Annotated in this window: 19 protein-coding genes and 2 pseudogenes; 12 read left to right on the plus strand and 9 right to left on the minus strand. The window is 38.4% G+C overall.

The window, feature by feature from the left end; all coding sequences use genetic code 11:
* Positions 1–158: 158 nt before the first annotated feature.
* The 4 genes and pseudogenes from IPM92_08415 to IPM92_08430 all read right to left on the minus strand — a co-directional run bounded on the left by IPM92_08415 (position 159) and on the right by IPM92_08430 (position 6,477).
* Positions 159–1,610 (minus strand): S8/S53 family peptidase, encoded by a 1,452-nt coding sequence (locus IPM92_08415; GenBank protein ID MBK9108383.1) that lies wholly within the window; start codon positions 1,608–1,610, stop codon positions 159–161.
* A gap of 32 nt (positions 1,611–1,642) precedes the next feature.
* Positions 1,643–3,148, minus strand: coding sequence for a S8 family serine peptidase (locus IPM92_08420; protein MBK9108384.1), 1,506 nt, complete (start codon positions 3,146–3,148; stop codon positions 1,643–1,645).
* A gap of 374 nt (positions 3,149–3,522) precedes the next feature.
* A pseudogene (locus IPM92_08425) lies at positions 3,523–5,962 on the minus strand (TonB-dependent receptor).
* A 137-nt stretch (positions 5,963–6,099) separates the two neighbouring features.
* Positions 6,100–6,477, minus strand: coding sequence for a ribosome-binding factor A (locus IPM92_08430; GenBank protein MBK9108385.1), 378 nt, complete (start codon positions 6,475–6,477; stop codon positions 6,100–6,102).
* 122 nt (positions 6,478–6,599) lie between these two features.
* Between IPM92_08430 and recG the strand changes: the two genes are divergently transcribed.
* The 4 genes from recG to IPM92_08450 all read left to right on the plus strand — a co-directional run bounded on the left by recG (position 6,600) and on the right by IPM92_08450 (position 10,852).
* Complete coding sequence (gene recG, locus IPM92_08435; protein ID MBK9108386.1) at positions 6,600–8,699, plus strand: ATP-dependent DNA helicase RecG; 2,100 nt, start codon at positions 6,600–6,602, stop codon at positions 8,697–8,699.
* Between the two features lie 146 nt (positions 8,700–8,845).
* Complete coding sequence (locus IPM92_08440) at positions 8,846–9,322, plus strand: ankyrin repeat domain-containing protein (GenBank protein MBK9108387.1); 477 nt, start codon at positions 8,846–8,848, stop codon at positions 9,320–9,322.
* 67 nt (positions 9,323–9,389) lie between these two features.
* Positions 9,390–10,331 carry a 3-phosphoglycerate dehydrogenase gene (locus IPM92_08445; GenBank protein ID MBK9108388.1) on the plus strand — a complete coding sequence of 314 codons (942 nt, stop codon included), beginning with the start codon at positions 9,390–9,392 and terminating at the stop codon, positions 10,329–10,331.
* 356 nt (positions 10,332–10,687) lie between these two features.
* Positions 10,688–10,852 carry a hypothetical protein gene (locus IPM92_08450; GenBank protein ID MBK9108389.1) on the plus strand — a complete coding sequence of 55 codons (165 nt, stop codon included), beginning with the start codon at positions 10,688–10,690 and terminating at the stop codon, positions 10,850–10,852.
* A 212-nt stretch (positions 10,853–11,064) separates the two neighbouring features.
* Here the strand turns inward: IPM92_08450 and IPM92_08455 are convergent, their stop codons facing one another.
* On the minus strand, positions 11,065–12,993 hold the full coding sequence (locus IPM92_08455; GenBank protein ID MBK9108390.1) for a hypothetical protein: 1,929 nt from the start codon (positions 12,991–12,993) through the stop codon (positions 11,065–11,067).
* A 47-nt stretch (positions 12,994–13,040) separates the two neighbouring features.
* Complete coding sequence (locus IPM92_08460) at positions 13,041–14,267, minus strand: MFS transporter (protein ID MBK9108391.1); 1,227 nt, start codon at positions 14,265–14,267, stop codon at positions 13,041–13,043.
* Between the two features lie 109 nt (positions 14,268–14,376).
* Here IPM92_08460 and IPM92_08465 point away from each other — a divergent pair.
* The 3 genes and pseudogenes from IPM92_08465 (at position 14,377) to IPM92_08475 (ending at position 17,030) form a co-directional block, all read left to right on the plus strand.
* A pseudogene (locus IPM92_08465) lies at positions 14,377–15,828 on the plus strand (sodium:solute symporter).
* Positions 15,825–16,634 (plus strand): N-acetylmuramic acid 6-phosphate etherase, encoded by an 810-nt coding sequence (locus IPM92_08470; protein ID MBK9108392.1) that lies wholly within the window; start codon positions 15,825–15,827, stop codon positions 16,632–16,634. The pseudogene IPM92_08465 and the gene IPM92_08470 overlap by 4 nt, the downstream one beginning before the upstream one ends.
* 225 nt (positions 16,635–16,859) lie before the next feature.
* Entirely contained in the window at positions 16,860–17,030 is a 171-nt protein-coding gene (locus IPM92_08475) for a hypothetical protein (GenBank protein ID MBK9108393.1), read from the plus strand.
* A 271-nt stretch (positions 17,031–17,301) separates the two neighbouring features.
* On the opposite strand, the gene IPM92_08480 is transcribed toward IPM92_08475, so the two are convergent.
* Together IPM92_08480 and IPM92_08485 are read right to left on the minus strand one after the other, a co-directional pair.
* On the minus strand, positions 17,302–18,036 hold the full coding sequence (locus IPM92_08480; GenBank protein ID MBK9108394.1) for a rhomboid family intramembrane serine protease: 735 nt from the start codon (positions 18,034–18,036) through the stop codon (positions 17,302–17,304).
* Entirely contained in the window at positions 18,033–18,506 is a 474-nt protein-coding gene (locus IPM92_08485; protein MBK9108395.1) for a hypothetical protein, read from the minus strand. Before IPM92_08485 ends, IPM92_08480 begins: the two co-directional genes overlap by 4 nt.
* A gap of 227 nt (positions 18,507–18,733) precedes the next feature.
* On the opposite strand from IPM92_08485, the gene IPM92_08490 reads away from it, so the two are divergent.
* From IPM92_08490 to IPM92_08510, 5 genes are read left to right on the plus strand one after another with little or no spacing between them, the layout of a single operon-like run.
* Positions 18,734–19,318: a thymidine kinase gene (locus IPM92_08490; protein ID MBK9108396.1), complete on the plus strand. Its 585-nt coding sequence runs from the start codon at positions 18,734–18,736 to the stop codon at positions 19,316–19,318.
* Positions 19,319–19,328: 10 nt separating this feature from the next.
* Positions 19,329–20,828 carry a bifunctional phosphoribosylaminoimidazolecarboxamide formyltransferase/IMP cyclohydrolase gene (gene purH, locus IPM92_08495; GenBank protein ID MBK9108397.1) on the plus strand — a complete coding sequence of 500 codons (1,500 nt, stop codon included), beginning with the start codon at positions 19,329–19,331 and terminating at the stop codon, positions 20,826–20,828.
* Entirely contained in the window at positions 20,828–21,565 is a 738-nt protein-coding gene (locus IPM92_08500; GenBank protein MBK9108398.1) for a type III pantothenate kinase, read from the plus strand. The genes purH and IPM92_08500 overlap by 1 nt, the downstream gene beginning before the upstream one ends.
* The gene (locus IPM92_08505) at positions 21,552–22,640 is read left to right on the plus strand and encodes a hypothetical protein (protein MBK9108399.1); all 1,089 of its coding nucleotides are present in this window, start codon (positions 21,552–21,554) and stop codon (positions 22,638–22,640) included. Before IPM92_08500 ends, IPM92_08505 begins: the two co-directional genes overlap by 14 nt.
* A complete protein-coding gene (locus IPM92_08510; protein MBK9108400.1) occupies positions 22,570–22,896 on the plus strand; it encodes a hypothetical protein in 327 nt (108 codons plus the stop codon). The genes IPM92_08505 and IPM92_08510 overlap by 71 nt, the downstream gene beginning before the upstream one ends.
* 18 nt (positions 22,897–22,914) lie before the next feature.
* Here the strand turns inward: IPM92_08510 and IPM92_08515 are convergent, their stop codons facing one another.
* Positions 22,915–24,480: a hypothetical protein gene (locus tag IPM92_08515; GenBank protein ID MBK9108401.1), complete on the minus strand. Its 1,566-nt coding sequence runs from the start codon at positions 24,478–24,480 to the stop codon at positions 22,915–22,917.
* Between the last annotated feature and the right edge of the window lie 145 nt (positions 24,481–24,625).

The raw sequence follows: 24,625 nt of genomic DNA on the forward strand, positions 1-24,625 counted from the left end.
TGAAACAGTAACGAAGAAATTGAAAGATATTTTGATTGATCCCCGTATTCTTAATATCACTATTTTTATAGCATCTTAGAGATGTAATTAATAAAAAGCTAAAAATAATTACATATTTTAAGTTCATTATAAAACTTTAATATTCAATTACTCATATATTAATCACAAATTTTGGAAACCACATTGGAAACCTCAAGTTTATGATATTCAATTCCAGGTCTTAAAATACTGGTCCTAGGAGATGTCATTTCTATAAGCCTTATTTTAACTTCACCAGCATCAATGTAAGGATGCACCACACGAATTAATGCTACGATTCTGGAAATGTAAGGTGCTGCAAAAGAAGTTCCTGAAAGCCGGGCATATCCTGTAGGTAATACTCCACTAGATGTTGCCTGCAAATATTTTGGATATGGTGTTATCACCATTTCGCCAGGTGCAAATAATGAAATGTAATTAGAAGATATATCAGCATAATTTGAAAATTCTGAAAGATCATTTACCCCGGAATCCTTATGAGAACCCACAGATACAACGTTCATATGATCTCTTGCCAGACAAGCAGGATAAAACTTATCAAAAGAATTAATTTCTATGCTATCATTTCCTGCGCCAGCAACTACAATGACGCCTCCCGGATATCTATTGTTACAATCAGTGAAATAATCGTTAAAAGCTTTAATGATTGCTGCTTCCATATCCATGTACAGTGGCTCAGTTAGATAACGAAATCCCCAACTTATGTTTATAACTCGCGGCTCCTGCTCCAATGCATAATATAATCCACATAGGGCATCGTACAAATTGCCTGTTTTATTCTGCCCCTGCATAACATCTACATTTACAAAACTCAGTGGTAGAGGCATGTTAAAATTAGGTTTAGAAGCACCAACCAATACTCCGTTAACTGCTGTGCCATGGCCATTAGAATCCATAGGCTCAGATACGCCTCTTACTAAATGATATTCCAAGCCAAGAGGGTAATTACTTTCCAGACAACGATCCCACAAATTATATCCATGCCACCCTTTCGTATGCAACTTATTTTTGCTAACATTAGTATTTGGATCTACCCCTGAATCAACTATTGCGACTCTAATAATAGGTGAATTTTCGGAAAGGCAATTGATGTCCAAATTGCTGTTGGATATCAATGTATCTTTTTCATTTGCATCAGTTGGTAGCTCATGTGAAAATAAAATATTTGCCATCAATGCTTCGTTAAGTCCAACTCCATCAATCTTTGGAGCATTGGCTACTGCAACGCCAACATCAATTCCCTCAACAGAAGGATTTCCCCAAAGTTCAAACTGACTGCAAGGACAAGAGTCTTTTCGCTCAAAACATAATCCTTTTAAATAATATCGTATCTCATTTGCATTTTGTACACGGGTATTCAAAATTAACTCATTACAGCGTACAAGCAATTTAATGCCATCTGTAATAGAATCATTCTTCAAATGAAGAGTATCTACTCCATTACATACTTTGCCAGAAAGAAGCTTGCTTTCACATGGTTTTGGAGTGTCACAACTCCAATATCCAATCATAAAAACAAGTGTTGTAACAACAATTAAATAGCGATTCAAATTTTTTAATTTAGTGTTCATAAATATTTTTTTAAAAATTAATTTAAATTCGCCTACTCTTCTATATTGCAAATATTTTGGATACATTTCATATCGATAATTTTAAGTTTTTTTCCTGGAATAATTCCTGTATTTAATCTTGCCTCCTGAGCAATAAAGCTTCTTAATCCGGGCCCATTTAGGTTCCTTTCTTTGATTGAAATGATACCTGCTATACGGGATATCAAGGGTGCAGCGAAAGACGTACCTGAATTATATATGTAATTTCGTCCAATATTTTCAGTACTTAAATTATTACTCTCCGGATTTAAAATTCCGAATTTTACAATTTTAATATTTTGACCATATGTATAAACAAAGTTTTTTGTTGATCCAGTTTGATAGTTTGAAAAAGTACTGATTTCAAAATTACCATTTTTTTCTACAACAGCACCAACAGCCAAAACATTTGAACAAAATGTCGATGCACTTGCCGGATAAAATTTTTGCCGCTTAGTCAATTCCATGCCATCATTGCCAGCTGCTGTTACAAATAGAATGTCTTTATTTTGATAAAAAATATCTTTAAATGCCTGCATTAAACCTAAATCAATTCTTGGGTGAGATGAATTTCTAAAATATTTGAATCCCCAAGAAATATTCACTATTTTTGGTGACTGCTTACAAGCATAATTTATCCCACACAAAGCATCGAATAAGTTTCCAATTTTACTTGTACCGGTAGTTGATTTAATATTTAAAAATTTAAAACGAATATCTGTCTGAATATTCGGTTCGGACAAACCTGCTGCAACAAAATTAACTCCCGTACCATGGCCATTTAAATCAGCTGAACTATTATTAAATTCATTTTCTACAAACCTGAGTCCTAAAGGATTGTTGGCACGAAATGTGTTGGGAGATATATCACAATGATTTCCGGTTAAATGAAAAGGCTGCCATTGGTCATTGGGAATCCCATCGCGATCTTGATTTCTAATAGTTGAATCAATCCCTGTATCCACGATCGCAATGAATACTTCCTTTTGCAAGAATTTACATTCAATAAAACTATCAACATGTTTGTAATTGCCATTAATAACACCATCATTCAAATCCGGAATTTTCGAAACAATGTTGGGAAACAAATGGCAATCTGTAGCTTCTAATTTAGGTGCCCTGGCTATGGCAACGCCTACATCGTTTCCTTCAGTAGTAAAATTCTCCCATAACTCAAAAGCTGGTTCACATGGACAAACATAAATTTGCTCAAAGCACTGACTGTTCAGATAATTTCGAACCAAATCATTAAATGATTTATTGGAGGTAGGATTAAAAATTACCTGATTGCATTTTATAGGCAGTTTATATTCATTATTAGGCAGGCCTGGAACAAGCAATGTGATCGAATCTATTCTTCCACAATTTACTCTTACAGAACTTTGATTCAAACATGGCCCTATTTGCTGGTTTTCAATTATCCTTGGATGGCAGCACGAATTATACACCAAAAAAACTGTAAATATTAATAATAATAATATTTGACCGGGACTTCCCAATTCTTTTTTTAGATTAGCCATAACACAAAGTTTAAAGGTTAGTATTGTTTGTATTGTGTAAATCTAACTGAAATGTTAAGAGCTTTTTAGAATTATTTTGAAAATAATTCTAAAATCGAGGGTTTATATGGCTAAAACGGGTATTCTCAATACTAAAAATGCCTTATTGGAAAATAGTTTTGACCTGGCCTGAATTCATACGATTAGGCCAGCTTGCGCAGAACAGGTCAGTATATAGGTATCTAAATCTTACATATTACAACTTAATTGTCCATAAGCCTCATATTGATGAGTACAATAAGTGAACTACCTGAAGTTGAGCGACTCGCAGGCGGAATTCATTGAAAATTTCAAAATTCAAAAATGAGTTAAACTAAATGTGACTTAATTTGCCCTTAATTTCCGCTTCCAACTCTTCCGGCTTCAGATTCCATACCCGTATTTCTTCTCCGGGATTTGACATTTTCATTTCCAAAACGGTAACTTAAATTGACCGTAAGTCTTCTGGAATCCCAGTTGCCTCCACCTGTAGAAACCAAGCCATCAAAACTACTTTCACCAGACCAGCCGGATTGGTAAAAAATATCATTTCCGCTGATTTTGAAACTAAGTCTTTCATTAAAGAATTTTTCTGGAGTCCGATATCAAGACTCCAACTCGTTTCGTATAAAAATACGCCGCCCCATATTCCGGGACCTGAAAAATAACCTGAAATCTCTGCTTTCCATCCTAGTGGCAATTGAAAACTATGCTGTTGATATAGGTTATAAGTAAATGCTTTAAGGTCCACAACTGCCCCATCGCCATAATCAGCCAGGTTGTGAATATGCGATGCTCCAAAATTAAAATAGGCCTCCCATTTCTTATTAATCTCAAAAGGCAGACTCGCACTAAAATTAAAAGTGCGTCGCTCTGCAAGGTTGTCCCAATTGATAAAACTTGCACGGGGATCGCTATCGTCCGGGCCAATCAATCTGGTAATTTGATCTGTGGTATTACTGTATCCTAATTTAAAATTATACTTGTAAAAAAGCGTATACGACAATTCAAGATTATTGACGATTTCAGGATCTAAAAATGGATTTCCTTTCTCAAATGACAATTGACTCAATTGATTCACGAAAGGATTCAATACCTGATAATCCGGACGGTTGATCCGTCTGCCATAATTTAATTGAAAACTTTGATCCGGTTTATAATTCCAGGTGAGTCCAGCACTTGGAAACAGGCTCAGATAACTTAAATCTACAGGTGGCTCCTGCAATTCCGGCAAATAGGCTTGCAGATCACCTGTAATATCCGATTGTTCAGCTCTTAAGCCAATAGCATATTTCCAATCCTTATTAAAGGAACCATTTAAGGATAGGTAACTTGCATATACTTTTTCATCGTAATCAAAAATATTCGATCTTCTGTCATTTATAGGCCCTACTCTTCCCAAGGTCTCATACACATGAAATACATTATGTGAATTTACGTGACTGTATTTCAATCCAGTTCCCAGTTTAGCACCCCAAAGACTTTGTTCATAGTCAAGTTTGAAGGTCCAGATATCTATTTCGGAAGGAGTGTCAAAGCTGTTATCTGAAGAAGACAACAAGAGTTCTTTTTTTGCATCATAATAATTATTGGTTTGATCTCTTAAATTTTCATTGTCGAACATACCGTAATCTAAGTCAATGTTTAAACTTCTCTTCTGACCAGCTTCATATTTATAATTGATGTTGTATGTTTGATTGTTTCGAGGTGCACTGACCTTTGTGTTAGCTGCTAAAACGCTGTCAATAATCTCAGGCTGACTTGCCTTTGCGATGTGAATTTCATTATAACCCGGATGATCTCCATTCGACAAGTTTCCACTGGCAAGTATTCCGATCGTGTGATTTTTAGATAAAAAATAATCTGTTCCTACTCTAAAATTTAAAGAATTGCGGTCGACTTTTGAATCAAGTGTTTCTTCAAGATATAAATCGTTCTGGAAACTTTCAAAGGAAATGTAATTATACCCTTTCCATTTCGTCAGACTGGTATTTCCAAATACATTCCACTTATGATCCCTGTAATTGGCGTTACCTGAAAGTGTAACTTTGGGATACCGGCCTTGTATATAAGTCAATCCCGCAGTACCGTTGGTTCCAAAATTTTGTCTCTTTTCAATCGGATATCGATGATCCCCGCATTGCCTTGTGCTTCGTATTTAGCACCAGGATTACTGATGATTTCAATGCGGTCTATTTGCTCCGCTTGTAAACTTTGCAAATAATTGGACAATTCCTGACCACCCAATGGTAGTCTTTTTCCATCTACATATACCAAAACTCCCGATCTCCCCAACAAGCTGATATTGTCATTATTGTCTACATTAACACCGGGTGCTTTTCTGAGTAAAGTCATCCCATCGTTGCCAATGCTATTGATGGTGCCCTCCACATTAAAGATGGTCCGGTCCGGTTTGACTTCCAGGATGGTTCTCCTGGCACTTACGACCGCTTCACTTAATTGGGTGCTTTTAGCAAACATTACGAGTTGCCCCAGATTGAGCTCTTGTTGATTTTCAAGTTTTATACCCGTTTTCTGTACTTCCTCAAAACCCACATAGGATCCCCTGATAAAATATTGGCCCGATGGAATTTCGTTAAAATGAAACCTGCCTTGCTCGTCTGAAAGCTCAGCCTTTACCAGTACGCTGTCTTTGCTTTGAAACAAAAACATATTGGCAAAAGCAATAGAAATACCCTGATCGTCAGCCACCTGGCCTTTGATAAATGCCTTTTGTGCGTAAACCCCTTGAAGGTTCGTCAATAACATAACCAGGCCTAAAATGCTTAATTTCATGGAAAGAAAGTTTAACATAATGATTGCTTTTTACCGTTCGGCGGACAAGGTAAAATGTTTTCTACGAAATCTATCGTACTTGTATGATTTTAACTTGAATTTAAGATAAACCCAATTATAAATCCGACGAATATGGCTTATTCCTCTTCGCTTGGAGCGCCTGATTTCCCTTCGTATTTCTTAAACAAGGCCTCTACTTTATAGACCTCATCGATGGTATCATCCAAATAAAATCTAAGCTCCGGCATGACCCGGATCTGTTTTTTAATTTTCTGGTGCAGGGAGAGTTTTAGGCGGTTATAGTTTTCTTCCATATAACCAATGACGGCCTCCTTTTTGGGTGTGTTAAAAATACTCAAATAAACTTTGGCCAAAGCCAGATCGGGGCTCATCATCACCTGAGTAACGGTCACCAGGGTTTGCGCCCCATAAATATAACGACCCTCGGCCGTTAAAACCATACTAAATTGCCTGCGAATGAGCTCAGCAACCTGCTTTTGTCGAATGCTTTCCATGTCTGATCTATAGCCAACAAAACTATTTGCAAAACGTTTAATGACGCTTAAATGTAGGTAAAAGACTTGGAATGCTTAAACTTCAGCATTTGCTTGTTTATTTTGCAGTTTAGCAATAAAGCGTGGCTTTAAAACTGGATAGTCCGATTGAATACATTAAAGGTGTAGGACCGCAGAGAGGTAAACTGCTCCGCGATGCGCTTGGCATAACTGTGGTTGAAGAATTGATCAATTATTATCCATTCAGGTATATAGACAAAACCAAATTTACCCTTATTGATGATGCGAAACAAGACAGTCAATTTTACCAAATTAAAGGAAGGCTAATTCACCTTGAGGAAAAAGGATTCGGAAGAGCCAAGCGGCTGATCGGCGAATTCGAAGATGAAAGCGGGACTATTGAACTCATTTGGTTTCAAAATTATCAATGGATACTCGACAAGGCTGTTTTGCAGATTCCATATACCCTTTTTGGCAGATTGAAGCTGACGGGTTACCAAAAATCGATGGCGCATCCCGAAATTAATTTTGGAACGGAACAAAGTCAACAAGCATTGCGATGGGAACCTGTTTATCCGAGCACTGAAAAACTTGCCCAGAGAGGATTCGACAGTCGGGGTTTTCGAAAAATCATGTTTCAGGTTTTTCAAAACATAAATCCACATGTGATTGATGAAACGCTTCCTGCATATATTTTGGATAAATTCAAACTACCCAGCCGCGCCGATTGTTTGGTGAATATTCATTTTCCGAAAGACGAACAATCGTTAGCCAGGACCCGGCAACGATTGAAATTTGAGGAATTGTTTTTGATGCAATTGCGAATGTTGCAAAACATGTATCTGCGGAAAAAGAAGTCAAGAGGTTATCCAATGGATCAATTGCTTTTTCCCTATAAAGAATTCTTTGAACAACATCTTCCTTTTGCCTTAACAGCTGCACAGCTAAAAGTATTTAATGAAATTAAAGCAGACCTGATTTCAGGGGTACAGATGAACCGATTAATGCAAGGAGATGTCGGGAGCGGAAAAACAATTGTTGCTTTACTAGCCATGTTATGGGCCATCAGCAATGGTTACCAGACGTGTATCATGGCACCCACTGAAGTTCTTGCCATGCAGCATTTTCAAAGTTTGAGCGAACTGCTTTTGCCAATCCAAATAAATTGCGCCCTGCTCACATCAAATATCAAAGGAACAGAAAGAAATCAAATCTTAAAAACACTCGAGTCGGGTGATTTGAAAATACTGATAGGAACCCATGCATTGATTGAAGAATCCGTCCGGTTCCAAAAACTTGGTTTAGTCGTAATTGACGAACAACATCGGTTTGGCGTTGAACAACGGGCTAAACTTTGGAATAAAGCAAAACCCTTATTGCCGCATGTATTGGTAATGACTGCAACGCCCATCCCGAGAACACTGGCGATGAGTCTATATGGAGATCTCGACGTTTCCGTTATCGATCAGCTGCCACCCAACAGGAAGCCCATTCGGACATTGCACTTCACGGAAGCCTTGCGGGGCAAATTATACGAATTCATGAAAAAGCAAATCGCTGAAGGCCGACAGGTTTATATTGTTTTTCCCTTGATCGAAGAATCTGAAAAACTGGATATAGAAAATCTGGATATGGGTTATGAAAAACTTTTAGAATACTTCCCCATTCCGCCCTACCAGATATCTGTAGTTCACGGCAGACTACGCCCTAAAGACAAGGAATCTGAAATGCAGCGATTTGTAAAAGGCACTACCCACATCATGGTGGCAACTACGGTCATTGAAGTAGGGGTCAATGTACCCAATGCCAGTATTATGGTTATTGAAAACGCAGAAAGATTTGGTTTGTCGCAATTGCATCAATTACGAGGAAGAGTTGGTAGAGGAGCAGATCAGTCCTATTGCGTATTGATGAGTTCTAACCACCTCAGCAAAGATGCTACAGAAAGAATCCGTACCATGTGTCAGACGCAAGATGGTTTTCTCATCGCCGAGGCTGATTTAAGGCTCCGCGGACCCGGAGATCTCGACGGTACGCGGCAAAGTGGATTGTTGGAGCTAAAGATTGCTGATATCGTTGAAGATCAGCCGATTTTGTATGCCGCCAGAAAGCTTGCAGAGGCTATCATACGCAAAGACCCCGAATTAAAACACCCCCTGAATGTATTATTGAAGCATCGCCTCAACGACCATACAACTGAGAACCCTGGAGTCATCGCTTAAACGTAATTTCGATTTAGAAACTGGAAAATATCAGTTTAAAATTTTGGTATTCTTAGTTAAAATATCGAAAAAATGGCAAGGCAGGGGCAGCATTTAGAATACTTATGGTATCTTAGCCATTGAAACCAAATTTTTAAATGCTTATTATGAAAAATATATTCGGATGCTTTTTAGTGCTTTTCGCCATGGGTTTAAATGGTTTGAATGCTCAACAAGACTTAAAACTGGCGGTAGATAAATCTGACACCAGGTTTGTGAAAGACTGGCTCTCCAAAGGACATGATGTGAATTCCCTCCTTTTTCTCAATGAACAAAAAATGACTTTGTTGAGTTATGCAGCTTCTGTTGGCAATGCAGAAATGGTCCAAATGCTACTCTCAAAAGGTGCTGATGTCCATTTAAAAGTAGAATTTGAAGATGCCCTTATGTTTGCTGCTAAAAGTGGAAATTTAGAAGTCCTGGAGACATTATTGAAGGCTGGTGCAAATCCAATGAATGAAAATAAAATTGGCAAATGTGCACGCGATATAGCACAGGATCACAAACAAACTGCTGCTTACAATTTATTAAAACTGGAAACTGAAAAACGCCTGAGCCTTTTAAGGTCCAAGCGGAGCAAATAATAAAAATTTAAATCAACCGATAAAAAGGAATCCATTCTATAATGGGTTCCTTTTTTATTTTTGAGCCATGACTTGGAAAATACTGATAACCGATGGCTTTGAAGATTCAGGTATCAAAGCTTTAATTTCAAACGGATTTGTGGTAGATGTTCTTAAAATGGACTCAGAGCAACTCTCACATGAACTTCCTAACTACGATGGGATCATTGTGCGGAGTGCGACAAAAGTGCGTTCTGAACTCATCTCAAGCTGTCCTAATCTTAAATTTATTGCGCGCGCCGGAGTAGGCATGGACAATATTGATGTTGATTTTGCTAGGTCCAAAGGTATCGAGGTCTTAAACACACCGGCCTCTTCCTCCAGATCTGTGGCAGAAATAGCCCTCGGCCATATGCTTTGTCTCACCAGAGGCTTACACAGATCAAATCGGGAATTGGCAGGTAAGGATTCTTTCTCCAAACTTAAAAAGGAACTAAGCAATTCCAACGAACTTCAAGGCAAAACCCTTTTCCTGGTTGGACTAGGCCGAATAGGTCGCGAATTAGCCAAAATGGCAATTGGATTGGAAATGAAAGTCATCGCTTCCGATCCTTTTATAGACAAGCTCAGTATAGAAATGCAACTTCAAGATCAAACTATTTTAGTTCCAATCCCTCTCGTGAAACTAGAATACGGTTTACAACTAGCAGATTACATTAGCTTACATTCTCCCTATACCGGAAAAGCCTTACTGGATGCAAGCAATTTAAGTCAAATAAAAAATTCAGCTTACATCATCAATACTTCCCGGGGTGAAAATATTGATGAAGAGGCTCTGTTACTCGCTTTACATGAAAAACGAATAGCAGGTGCGGGTCTCGATGTCTATCAAAATGAACCCAACATTCGGCCGGAATTATTAAATCATCCGCAAATTTCCGTTTCTCCGCACATTGGCGCTTCTACTTTTGAAGCACAACAACGCATTGCTGAAGAGATGGTGGAGAAGATCATTGCGTTGCGGAAGTGATTGGGATGTAGGCATGTAGGCATGTAGGCTGGTAGGCTGGTAGGCTGGTAGGCTGGTAGGAAGAAGTCTGTTAGTCTGTTAGTCTGTTAGTCTGTTAGTCTGTTAGTCTGTTAGTCTGTTAGTCTGTTAGTCTGTTAGTCTGTTAGTCTGTTAGTCTGTTAGTCTGTTAAAAAAACACGCCCTAACGAATGTTAGTTCAAATAAATACATATTTTTTCAAATTATTTTTCAGAACTTATATTCATAAAAAATATTGATATGACTCCTTGACCGGAATTGGTTGAAACCCATTCCTATTGATAATTGAGGGTTCAATTTTTGTGTCTTATGGCTTACGTTTTTATATTAGTATTTTTTTGTCTTTTCTGTTTCGTATCCGGCTGAAGCCGGCATTGATTTGCATTAAATCGACTTATGATCCCCTGTTCCGCAGGGATAAAATATTAGTAGCTGAATTGGAAAATCAATCAACGCGTGCCGCAGGTGCGCTACAAGAGTATGGAGTATGGAGTATGGAGTAAAGATTATAGATGATAGATTGTGGAACAAAGATTATGGAGTATAGAGCAAGGATTATAGAGGAAGGATTATAGAGCATAGATTATGGAACAAAGAATATGGAGTATAGGCAAGGATTATAGAGCATAGATTATGGAACTAACGAACGTTAGTTAGTTAGTTGCCTTCATCCATCATCCATTCACTATCATCTATCATCCATCATCTAATTCCCTTACTTCGTCTTCACCGACATCAGTTTCTTTACGATATCTGCATCGATGGCCATACCGCGGTTGATGGCATCTTGTGCCCGGGCTTTGTCTCCGAGTCGCGTATAAGTAATATAAAGATTTGCCCAGGTACTTGCACTGTTGGGGTTTAAATCGACAGAGCGCAGTAAATACTCTAGTGATTTTACGAGATATCCCATTTCTGCTTCTACGCTTCCGAGCAATTCCAAAACCTGGTCATCCTGGTTGTTTAATTTATAAGATTTTAGCAAAGCGTTTTTAGCCGCTGAGTTATTACTGTCTTCGTAAAAATATTTTCTTCCTAATTCACGCAGTGCTTTCTGATAATTCTTCATGATAGATGCATCTGCCGGATTTAAATCGATATAGGATTCGTAGGTCACAACAGCCTGAGGATAATTTTTATTTAAGTAATACGCGTTACCTAATAAAAATATACAATCTGAATATCTGGGATAGATTTTAACAGCTCTGTTTAAATATAAAATCGCCTGACTCAATAAATGTTTATTCCCTTCTTTGTCATCTGTATTTCTATAGTTTTCCAGTAGAATAAATCCCAAAGAAGAGTTTAGTTTGGCAGAATTTGTTGAATGTGTAATATCATTTGAAAATAGCGCCAAATTGCTTTTCCAATCCAGGTTCCTTACAAAAGTACGGACACCAAAGGCAAGTATAATCGCCATGAAAATATAAGGTCCCCATTTGAACTTATCAAACAAATAGACTTTTGCCAGATAAGCCATTATAAGGCAGATCCCCAACGAGGGCATAAATGCAAAACGCTCACCCATATAAGCACCGGTACTTACAAATAAATTGGAAACTGGCGTCATTGCGATTAAAAAGAAAAGGATTCCATAACTCAAAATGGCTAAGGTCTTTCTCCATTTGATGAGTAACACGACCAACATCAAATAAATAATTATCGAAAATATGGCTGGCGGCGAAGCTATATTGTATGTGGCAATACTTTTTGGTGCATAATCATGCGTAAGCGGATATGGAAAAATATGCAAATACAAGTATCTCAATAAAGTGTAAAATATGGTCCCTATTTTATCAGCATCCTGCATTACCATTATTTTTTCACCTCGAATGGTGAGAAATGGATTTTCCAGAAAATTTCTCGACTCTACATAGACCTGCGTTCCCAAAACTGCAATTCTGCAGCTGATGTAAATGGCAGCAGAAAATATGAGCGGTATAAAACTATGAATCAATTTTCTCTTTTCCTTTGGCACAAAATAAACCAAAGCCAATGGAGCGAGTAATACAAACACAACTGCATTCTCTTTTGAAAAGACTGCGCACAAGAACCACAAACTTGCTGCAAATAAATTGATACTTTGATAATTTTGATGGTATGTCAGGATAGACCTAAAGGACAGAACACAAAACAAGAGTACAAAAATTTCATCCAGACTTTTAACATTAGCTACGACTTCTGTATGGATAGGATGGAGCGCAAAAAGAATGGCTGTTAATAACGCAATTAGTGTAGCGATATCCTTATATCTGTAATCTAAGAGCTTCTTTAAAGTAACAAAAAGCAAAAAACAAAGCAGGCTAAAAAAAAGTACATTCCATAAATGCGCCAGAAAGGCATTATTTCCGGCCATTTGATTTTCGATTGCAAAGAAACCCAGAGAAAGTGGCCTGTATCTGTTTTGACTAACCGAACTTCCTTTACCACTCCCTTTAAAATAACCCTCAAAACTATTCGTACTGAAAATTTCAGGAATTCCTGAGATCCCCTTTTGAACAAATTGATTTTCTGTATAAACAACCCGATCGTCCAACACAAATTCGTGAAACAAGGTATTTACATATGGCACAAAAGCACATAAGAGAACAACAAGTCCCTGCCATTTATAACTCCATGAAAACAAAGAGCGAATATTTGTCATTCAAAGCCTGATTTTTGTAAAGAATCGCAAAGATAGAATATCCTGCATTAAACATAACGTTCGACCGGATAAGTTGCTTCATTTTTATACATATAATAATAACCGACAGCTACCAAAGTAGAAACTGCTCCAACACACCACCACAAGACATTAAATCCGAATTGGTCGGCGATTGCGCTTCCGCTGTAGCTTCCACAAATATGCGCGATACTGTAAGACATGGTATAAAGGGAAGCATATTGACCAATAGTGGTCGGTTTGCTTCGGGCCATCATAAAACTCAACATAAATGGCATAGATAGTATTTCACCCGAAGTGATGATCACCGAGGAAAGCATTGCTAATGAAAAGCCATCGATGGAAACTAAATTAAAAATAACAAAGGACATACCGGTAATAAATGTACCAATGGCCATTAGTTTTAATTTATTACTTGTCTCCAATGAGTAAACGGTGATCATTTCAAATGCGGCTATCAACAAACCATTGATTGCCATAACCCAACCTATAGAAGTTTCATTGAGGGATAATTCAGTTTTTAAATATATAGGCAATGTTGTGAATAGCTGAAAAAAACAAATGCCAAAAAATATACTTAGAAAAACAAAAAACAGAAAAAATGTGTCTTTGAAAGGTGACAAATCTCTCTGAAGATTTTGCTTTTGCTTCTCCTTGTGTGAAACCGTTTTGATCGGAGGCAAGGCATACAATACCAAAAAAGCCGCTGCTATGTTGGTGATCCCATCCACCCAGAAAAGCAAACTATAATTATGCGCTGCTATCCAACCGCCAATTGCGGCCCCAAATGCCCAACCTAAATTGACAGATAAACGGACCAAAGAACCACTTCGCGTCAAACTATCCTGGCCACTGTATTCGGAAATAGCAGCCATACTTGCCGGTCGGAAAGCCTCATTGATAAGAGCCATGAAAAATGTCCCTAAACAAATCCACCAATAACTTTGCAAAAATGATAAAGCTATAAAAGACAATCCACCGAGAAAAAGAGTAATGACCATAATTTTATAGAATCCATACCGGTCAGATAATTTTCCTCCAATAAATGAACCGACGATCGAACCAACACCAAAACAAGCCAACACAAAACCGGCTTTGGTTATACTGACCCCAATTTTCTGAGTCATATACATAGACATAAATGGCACAACCATAGTTCCTGCGCGGTTCACGAGCTGAACCAATGCAAGCAACCAGGTATTGCGATGCAATCCAGCAAATGAATTTTTGTATAATTGAATAACTCTGGCAGGCATATTGCAAATAAAAAAAATTCAAATCAGGAACTGAAATCACTGCTCCCGACTTAACAACAAATTATCAAGTTTAACGAAAAATTGTTTTATTTGTTCCTTCTTAAAAAATATGGATCATTCTGTCTGGTTAGCCTTTTTATTACTTGCTTATTTTATCGTGTTGCTGTGGATTGCCAAAGTAACATCTAAAGATGCTACAAATGAAAGTTTTTTCATCGGCAAAAGAAGCTCCAAATGGTATATTGTAGCATTTGGGATGATCGGTACATCTCTAAGTGGTGTCACTTTTATTTCTGTGCCGGGCACTGTAGGAAGCCAGGGCTTCTATTATTTCCAGGTTGTTTTGGGATATTTTATCGGATACTTCGCAGTTGCTTTTATTTTATTGCCTGTCTATTATAAATTGGGACTACATTCCATTTATCATTTTCTGCGTCACCGCTTTGGCATGATGGCCTATAAAACAGGCGCTTCATTTTTTATTCTTTCAAGAACTATAGGTGCTACTGCCCGACTGTATCTCGTGATAAATGTTCTTCAACTATTTATTCTCAACGATTTGGGTATCGGGTTCGAATGGACTGCAATCGCAATTCTCATGATGATCTTACTTTATACCATACAAGGTGGAGTAAAAACAATTGTTTGGACCGATACACTCCAGACTTTTTTTATGCTGGGTGGTTTGTTTGTTTGTACCTGGATGATTTTAGATCAACTCGACTTAAGTTTTATGTCTTCGATTCAGGTTTTAGACGAAAAAAATTATTTAAAAATTATTAATCCTGATCTGAACAGCGGCTCAAATTTCTTTAAACATCTCATTGGCGGAGCATTGGTTACGATTAGTATGACAGGAATGGATCAGGAAATGATGCAAAAAAATATCAGTGTAAGTAATTTAAAAGATGCTCAGAAAAATATGGTGGTTTTTAGCATCATTTTATTATTTGTCAATTAGTTGTTTTTGTTTTTAGGTGGATTACTCTATGTATATGCTGATACGCAAGGTTTGAATGCCAGAGGTGACGATTTATTTCCATTTGTTGCATTAAAAAGCATGTCTCCTGTTTTCGGAATCATTTTTATTATCGGATTGATCTCTGCACTCTTTCCAAGTGCTGATGGTGCTATTACAGCGCTGACCTCATCCTTTTGTATTGATATCCTTGGAATGCAAAACAGAACCGATCTTACAGAGCAGCAAAAAATCAAACTCCGAAAAAAAGTTCACTTTGCCTTCGCATTCCTTTTTTTACTACTCATCTTTGTATTTAAATGGATAGATAATAAATCCATCATCGATGTCATTTTGAAACTTGCGGGTTATACATACGGACCCTTGCTCGGATTGTTTTCTTTTGCATTATTTACCAAAAGAAGTTTACCTGAAAATGTATCTATTGTTTTTGTGTGTTTGATCTCCATTGTTTTGGTTTATATCATCGACAGTCATTCCACCCAATGGTTTGATGGATTTGCATTGGGATTTCTCAATTTAGGATTGAATGGCTTGCTGACTTTTTGGGGTTTATACCTGATCTCTAAAAAAGAAATATGAAAATAAGAGCACACACTGAAGCACCATCCAATTACAGAAATCTGGAACACATGAGTGTTGCAGAAATACTGTTTGCTATGAATGCGGAAGACCATAAAGTTGCACAAGCAGTAGCTCTCGTTCTAGAGCCAATCCGTGAATTTGTCGAGCAGCTCATTCCAAAAGTCAAAAATGGCGGTCGCTTATTTTATATCGGTGCCGGCACCAGCGGCAGATTGGGAATTATTGATGCTTCAGAATGTCCGCCTACATTTGGGGTAAGCCCTGATATTGTGATCGGACTGATGGCAGGTGGTGATCTGGCCATCCGTAAAGCTGTAGAATTTGCTGAGGACAGCGAAACCAATGCATGGAAAGATTTAACAAAATACTTCATAGGAAAAGAGGATTGCGTTGTTGGAATTGCTGCGAGCGGAACAACACCTTATGTGGTATACGGGCTAGAGGCTTGTCAAAATCATGAGATCACTACAGCGTGCATTTGTTCTAATCCGGATAGCCCGGTGACTAAATTTGCAAACTACCCAATCGTTGTTGAATTAGGCCCTGAATTTCTTACAGGCAGCACCCGCCTCAAAAGCGGAAGCGCTCAGAAAATGATCCTCAATATGATTTCAACATCATTGATGATTGGACTGGGACGGGTTAAAGATCATAAAATGGTAGATATGCAGCTCAGCAATCAAAAACTCTTGGTACGAGGAACAGCAATGATTCAGGAAGCCTTACAAATTTCAGAAAATGAAGCTCAGGAATTGCTGCAAAAACACGGATCAGTTCGAGCTGTTTTAGACCGTGAAAAATAAAAAAATCAATTTCAACTCTGGTTTAAGGCAAAAAATCAGGGTTTACCATGAGACAAATTCAGGGTTTACCCTGATGATTTTAAAGATTCCATTTCCATATCTTGCAGGATGCAATAAACTCTCGGAAGAGAACCAAAAGTAAGTTATTCTATTCCCAAGGCAGCATAACTTAGTTTCGAGGTATCTTATCAAGAGAGACATTTTTTAACCCTAAACGCACTTGTTATGGAACCGACCGGAACCTTTCTCCAGGATGCTTACAGACAACCTGAAGCATCAGAAATTCATGCCGAGGAAACAAATTGGCTACACCAATTTCGCAAAAGCCTTAGCTGGATTAAACCAACAGCACATGAATCTGAACAAGACTTTCCAAATGATCTTGTAGCAGATTAGAAAACCCAAAATCAAAGTTTAATTTAGATCTGTTGGTATTGATTCATCATGTTCCCTGAAGTAAGGAGCATGGTGAATTTTTTTTCATCCACCAGCTGAAGCAGATGTAAATTTACCGAACTAACATTTGTTAGCATTTATCGTCTCTTTCAGGCATCCAGACTAACAGTCTAACATACTAGCAGTCTAACAGTCTAACAAACTAACAGACAAACAGACTAGCAGACTAACAGACTAACAGACTAACAGACTAACAGTCTATCTCCCCCATCTAAAATTGTGGAAACCCGGTATGATCCGTATTTGAAAAATTCTGCGCAATATCCAGATCCCGTTTGCGCTCCTCTTTGGTTTTATCAAATGTATCACGGGGCAGAAAAAATTCTTTTGCTTCTGCTTTTTCATTTTTCCATTCAGGAACCTGATGCTCATCAAACTCCCTGTAGTTGCTAAATACAAAAGAAGTCCACAAACCTACAACGGCTCCGAACAACTGGCTTTCCCAGGATCCTCGCTCCTCTGTAGGAAAAAAACCTGCCAGATAACCACTATACATCACAACCATAATGCCCATTAAAGCTATGGATTTAACATTACGCCTGAAGATACCTGAAAAAAAGATAAAAGAGATCAAGCCATATACCAATCCGCTGGCACCTATGTGTGAGTAATTGCGCCCTAAAATAAAAACCATTAAACCGGTAATGGTGAGAATTAAAAAATAACTAGCCCAACCAATACTTCTATAAAAATAAAAAAGCACACCGGTTGTAATAAACAAGGGTGGCAAATTTGAAAACAAATGACCCCAACTCGCATGAATAAATTGTCCTGTAATAATGCCATACCATTGGCTAAAATCGCGTGGGTAAATACTCCAGTTGTATTTTGGAATAGGACTTACTAAAAAAAGCAAATGCACCAGTAAACATAAAACACTTACCGATAAAGCAATAGACAATGCATTGCGCAAATGTTCTTTTTCTTTATGGATAAATTCGTTCATGAATATCTTCTGCGAATCAATTTTAGAAAGACCTGGGCGTTTTTCATTTTATTTTCGTTCATCCAATCAAATGCATCAACAACTTCACTGCATAAATAGTTGGAGGCTTCTTCAAAATTTTGCATCCCATTCAATTTCTGAACAGTCGCATCAAATGCAGATTTATCTCCATTAAAAAGTACATTTTGGTAAACAATTTTTTCATTAAGGCCAAATGCAGAAGCGATATCCTTTATCGGAGTTGATTCCAATTTACCGGACAAATCACCAGAATCCTTAATGGTCAGAAGTTCTGCATACTTACTTAAATCTAATTTTTCTTCTTTCTTTTTGTGGGGTGTCTCTGCCACTCCAACCGGCATTGGATCCACCATTGGATGCCCGTTTTCAGGAACAATCACCAGCTCTTGACCTTGCTCTACTTTCAAGGATTGAATGGCTTCCCGAATGCGCTGGTTATAATCCAACAATAAATTTTTTCAGATTGCGTAAAATCTTCTTCATGTGCATAGACATCCAGAATATTGTTCATTTTTTGCATCCATTTGCGGATCTGATGAAAGTCCATAGTTAATGTTTATTTATTTTGAAAAACGCCTCAAGCGCTGATTTTATTGGTGCAAATGTACTTCGTTTTGGCAGTCCCATTCTATTATAAATATATTATATATAATTTTTATAGATATTTGCCCCCAGAATGTTTATCGAACCTATTTACAAATCGCAACGAAGCGGATGGATTGAAGTCATCTGTGGGTCCATGTTCAGTGGAAAAACAGAAGAATTGATCAGAAGGTTGAAAAGAGCCAGGATCGCCAATCAAAAAGTTGAAATCTTCAAACCCAGTAAGGACATTCGTTACGATGAGCGCAGAGTGGTTTCGCATGATGAAAATACCCTGCTTTCAAAGCCCATTGCTCATTCTTCTGAGCTAAATCTTGTGTTACCGGAAACTGAGGTCGTCGGAATTGACGAAGCACAGTTCTTTGATATGGAATTTCCACAACACTGCCAGGAATTAGCGATTTCCGGAAAAAGAGTCATCATTGCAGGATTAGACATGGATTTTAGAGGAAAACCTTTTGGTCCGATGCCTGCTATCATGGCTGTAGCTGAGTATATCACAAAAGTTCATGCAATTTGTCCACATTGTGGCAATCTTGCGACACATTCGTACAGACTCGGAGATGAAGAAGAAACGATCTTGTTAGGAGAAACCGATAAATATGAACCGCGATGCCGCTATTGCTTCTCGCTGGGCCCCATATTGCAATTCAGATGATTACAAATTCATGGAGAATAAACGCATACATTCCGCATTAATATCAGTCTATAACAAAGATAACCTCGAACAAATTGTCCGAAAACTTAAAGATTTAGACATCGTCATTTATTCGACAGGAGGTACTAAGGAGTTTATAGAAGAAATGGACATTCCCGTTGTTTCCGTTGAAACCATAACCGAATATCCAGCAATTCTCGGCGGCAGGGTTAAAACATTACATCCAAAAGTATTTGGTGGCATTTTGGCGATCCGCAATGAAGATCATTTGAGTCAATTGGCCCATTTCAGAATACCCTTAATCGATTTAGTGGTCGTAGATCTTTATCCCTTTGAAGAGACACTAAAACTCACTGATCAACATGAAGAGATCATTGAAAAAATTGACATCGGTGGAATTTCATTGATACGTGCAGCAGCCAAAAATTTTCGCGATGTCCTGGTCATCCCATCCAAAGCGGACTACGGCGGATTATTGGAAATTTTATCCAACAATGCTATTTCAAGCATAAACGAACGAAAAAAATTCGCTGCAAATGCCTTTCAAATCAGTCAATCATATGACTATTGTATACATCAATACCTTTCCGAATCAGAAAAAGTAAAAGAAATCGACTTGCGTTATGGAGAAAATCCGCATCAGCAAGCCAGGTTTATTGGAAACTTAAATGAAAATCTGGAAGTCCTTTCAGGAAAAGACCTATCTTATAACAATATCCTTGACATTGATTCAGCCTTAAGTCTAATGGCTGATTTTAGGACGTCTCTTCCTTGTTTTGCAGTTCTTAAACACACAAATGTTTGCGGCCTTGCTGTTCGTGAAAATTTATATGAAGCATGGGAAGGAGCTTTAGCAGGGGATCCCATATCAGCTTTTGGTGGTATCCTCATTTGCAATAGAACGATTGACCTCCACACCGCTCAGTCCATTCACCCCTTATTTTACGAGGTTTTGCTGGCTCCCGGATTTGACAAGGAAGCCATGGAACTGTTGCAAGCTAAAAAGAACAGAATCCTGATCCGGATTATTCAGTGGCCTGAACAAGATAAACTCCTAAGAACCGCCATCAACGGATTGCTCGAGCAAGACGCAAACAAACATCATGCGAGACCTGAAGATTTAAAATGGGTAAGTACTTTAAAGGTAGATTCTGAAAAAACACAAGATTTGCTCCTTGCCATACATTGTGTCAAACATTTGAAATCAAATGCAATCGCAATTGTAAAAGGCAGTCAACTCATAGGCATGGGTTGTGGCCAAACCTCAAGAGTTGACGCTTGCAAACAAGCTATCAGCAAAGCCAAAGCAATGGGTTTCGAAACACAAGGATCTGTAATGGCTTCCGAAGCCTTTTTCCCATTTCCGGATTGCGTTGAGCTCGCAGGAGAAGCCGGGATCATTGCCATTGCACAGCCCGGTGGTTCTGTCAACGATGACAAGAGCATTTCCAGAGCTAACGAATTGGGTGTGGCTATGGCTTTTACAGGGATCCGACATTTTAAACATTGATGCGGCGCTCTTTATGTATCGATTTGGGAAACTCTCGAGTTAAACTGGCCATCTTTCACGATAAAACATTGCATAATTATTCCAGTTTCAACTATTCCGACTCAAATCTGGTAATAGAATGGCTGGATGCGCATGATTACGAGCACATCATTTATTCAAGTGTCGTTGAGCCCATCCCGGAATGGCTTATTGAACTGAAGACTCGCCAAAAAACACTGCAATTGAGTTCAACTTGCAAATTGCCCATTCAATTGGATCTTTACGAGACTCCTGAAACATTGGGAACTGACCGGATTGCAGCTTTAGCTGGTGGTGAACAATTGCAATTGAATGCCCATTTATTGATTATTAATGCAGGAAGCTGCATGACTTATGACTTACTCCATGAAAATGGCAAGTTTATGGGTGGAAATATTTCGCCCGGATTGGACATGAGGTACAAAGCCATGCATGATTTTACATCACGGCTGCCTTTGGTGCATCCCTTACATCCCGGTGACCGATTTTTGGGCAATAATACCATCGAGGCAGTGGAGAACGGATCTTATTTTGGCCTGATATTCGAAATTGAAGCATATTTTTTAAGACTTTCAGAAAATTATAAAGGCTTAAAGTGCGTTCTCACTGGCGGGAATGCACATAAATTGGTAAATCGGCTTAAAATTGACATTTTTGCGGATCCTTATCTCGTTTTGAAAGGTCTTAATTACATTTTAGAAATCAATGAATCCACTTAAAATAGTTCTTTTCGCAGGCATCTCTGCATTTGCAACAGGTCTTTATTCGCAAAATTCAGAAAATAATCCCCTATCCCGATATGGTTTGGGTGATCTGAGAAATAGCAGTCCGTCCTGGATGTTAGGTATGGCTAATGCAGGAGTAGCCTATTCTTCAGAGCAGCTTTTCAATAATTTGAATCCGGCTTCTTCAGCATTCCTGCTCCAGACCGATGTTGAAGTGGGTCTTTTTGCAAAAAGGAGTAGTCTGGAAGACGCCCAAAAGAATACTTATAGTGAGTGGACCGGAGGAATTCAACAAATACTCTTAGCCATTCCTTTACAGAATGCGATTAATGATTTGCTCAATCGCAAAACAAGAAAACGCTTCATGGGGCTTCATTTGGGCTTGAGCCCTTATTCAGGAATGGGTTATAATGTAAGCATCATAGACAAAAGCGATACCAACAATATTCTCAGTCGTAAGCTGCAAGGAGATGGGGCTATCACTTCGTTTAATATTGGTTTTTCATACAGGTACCAGGATTTTTCTATAGGAATTGGAATGGATTATTTATTCGGGAACTTAAACTATAATCAGGATTTAATCTTTGAGAGTAAACCGGGATCTTACGACTCTTATTTAACAGATCGCCAACACATCAGCGGTTGGAAACCTAGCATTGGTTTACTTTATCGTAAAATATTAAATCAAGCTGACCTTAAAAAAGACAATAATCTTCGTCGCAATATTTTTGGTGCGGGTTTGACTGTTCAGATTCCAAACAAATATAGAGTAAACTATTCTGCATTACATATCGCGAGATATGATGAATCCAATCCTGCTTCCGGAAGTGTAACCGACACTGTTTTAAATATCACGGATCGTGAATCAGAAGGAGGTTTACCACTCGGTTTTCGCCTGGGATTCATGTATTCACACCAAGACAAATCGGGAATACTCTTATCAGCGCATTACGAAGCCTGGGAAGAAGCATCCATACCGCAAGGCATAGAAGGCGCTTATGGCAATACATTTGGGATCAGGCTTGGTGGATGGTACCGCAAAGGGCAGCACCACTTTGATCCTTTTTGAAAAAATCAACTTTCGATTTGGCCTTTATTATCAGGACGATTACCGCGTGATCAAAGGAGAACAAGCTTATCAGCTCGGATTCACATTAGGTTGGGCTTATCCTGTGATTTTCCTTCGCCAGGATGCATTGATTCATCTGAATCTGGATATGGGACAACGAAAAGCCGGAGACCTGCTCAAAGAAAACTACATACAGCTGACCTTCGGAGTGACCATCAACGACAACGAATGGTTTTTGAAACGGAAGTATAACTAACGAACGTTTGTAAGTTTCTTATAACTTGATCATCGGCAAACTTCCCGATTGGTTTGCTGATTTCCACTTTATAAAATAAATTCCTTTCCCAAGATTTAGAATTTTCGACGATTCCCAATGAATACTTGCAGTTCCCTTTGCTTTGTTAAAAATTGTGATAGTCTGACCTTTTAAATCCATCAACTCGAAATACATTTCTTGTGATTGAAGTTCGGTAGAAAGTTCTATTTGGATTTTATGTTGCACAGGATTGGTTAAAAGTCTTAGGGGCATACCTACTTTAGCCAATTCATTGTTGCCAGAAATGATCTCATTCGTCCACCGAATCACCAGCACATTGACATTTTGACCGTCTTTGTAATTGGCCACCATCACTATTTTACCATCCTTCTGAATTGCAAAATGGGGCGTGTGATCGGTCAAGATATTGACGGCATCAAAACCGGCTATGCCCATATCTCCGAAACTGGAATCTATCTGACCATTTTCAAGATATCTTACAACGACGAATTTATTTTGAGTGAGCACATTTATTTCGCCACAAACCAAATATTTGTGATCCGCTTGTTTGATCATGTATAACCCATAATCGACAGGGCCCTTAAAATCATAGGTCATTTTTCCGCCATTTCCAAAACCCGGATCTAAATCGCCATTGGGTAAATACTTTGCCAACGAGAAGTCGTAATTGGTAACATCATCACGCACCGTGCCTGCCGTGAGGTATTTGCCATCCGAAGTAATTGCAGTGGTATAACCAATATCGTGATTACCTGCAAAATCCGTTTGAAGTTCGCCGCTGTTTCCAAAAGAAAAATCTCGGCTTCCATCTGAGTTCAATCTCAAAATTGCATAATTAGCTTTGGGATAGACTCCGGCGCATCCGGTAACCAGGATCTTTCCTCCGGGCTCGAGCAGCAAATCAAAAGGAATATCTTCTCTGGTCAAAAAATTGTGATACATCCATCCTATCCCATTAAAACTCAAATCAGGTTTTCCATCTGGTAAAAATCGCGCTACGAACCAATCGATATCAAAAGAGTCAACTACGCATACACCTGTCACTACGATGTTTTGTTGTGCATCTACATTAGCAACGATCGGGCCTGTAGATTTTCCACATTTAAAATTTACGATGCCGTTTATACCGAACTCGGGATCGGGGCTTCCATCCGACAGCAATTTTATCAAAATACCGTTGGTATTAGGATTGACTCCACTGAATCCTCCAGCCAGAATTTTGCCATCCGGCAATGCCCTTACAAATTCAAGGTTCTCTTGTTTGGGTCCAAAATCCCAAATGACAAAACCCTTGTTTCCAAAACTGGAATCCAATTGGCCATTTTCCAAATACCTGAGTAATAAAAAATCATATTCGGATGTTTGGAGCGCGATTCTTCCGCCGACCAGAATCTTACCATCATTTTGGATATCCGTTGTCCCGGCTTGTTCCTTACCGCCTAAGTCTGTATGCACCCATCCACCGAAACCAAAGCTGGGGTCCAGTTGACCGGATTGTGAATTAAGGTAGCTTAGCCAACAGCAAGCCAAAACCATGATAAAACTAAATTTGATCGCATTCATAAGTCTAAATTTACAATAAAAAATTCAACCTTACTCATGACCCTGTTAAAGTTCGCATTTATAGCTACTCTACGCGCTTTAACCAATACTTAACAGCATCAGGATAATTATTTGCGAAATTCGACTGTTTTTCTGTAAATATGCA

This window comes from Saprospiraceae bacterium (assembly GCA_016719615.1).
GTDB lineage: Bacteria > Bacteroidota > Bacteroidia > Chitinophagales > Saprospiraceae > Vicinibacter.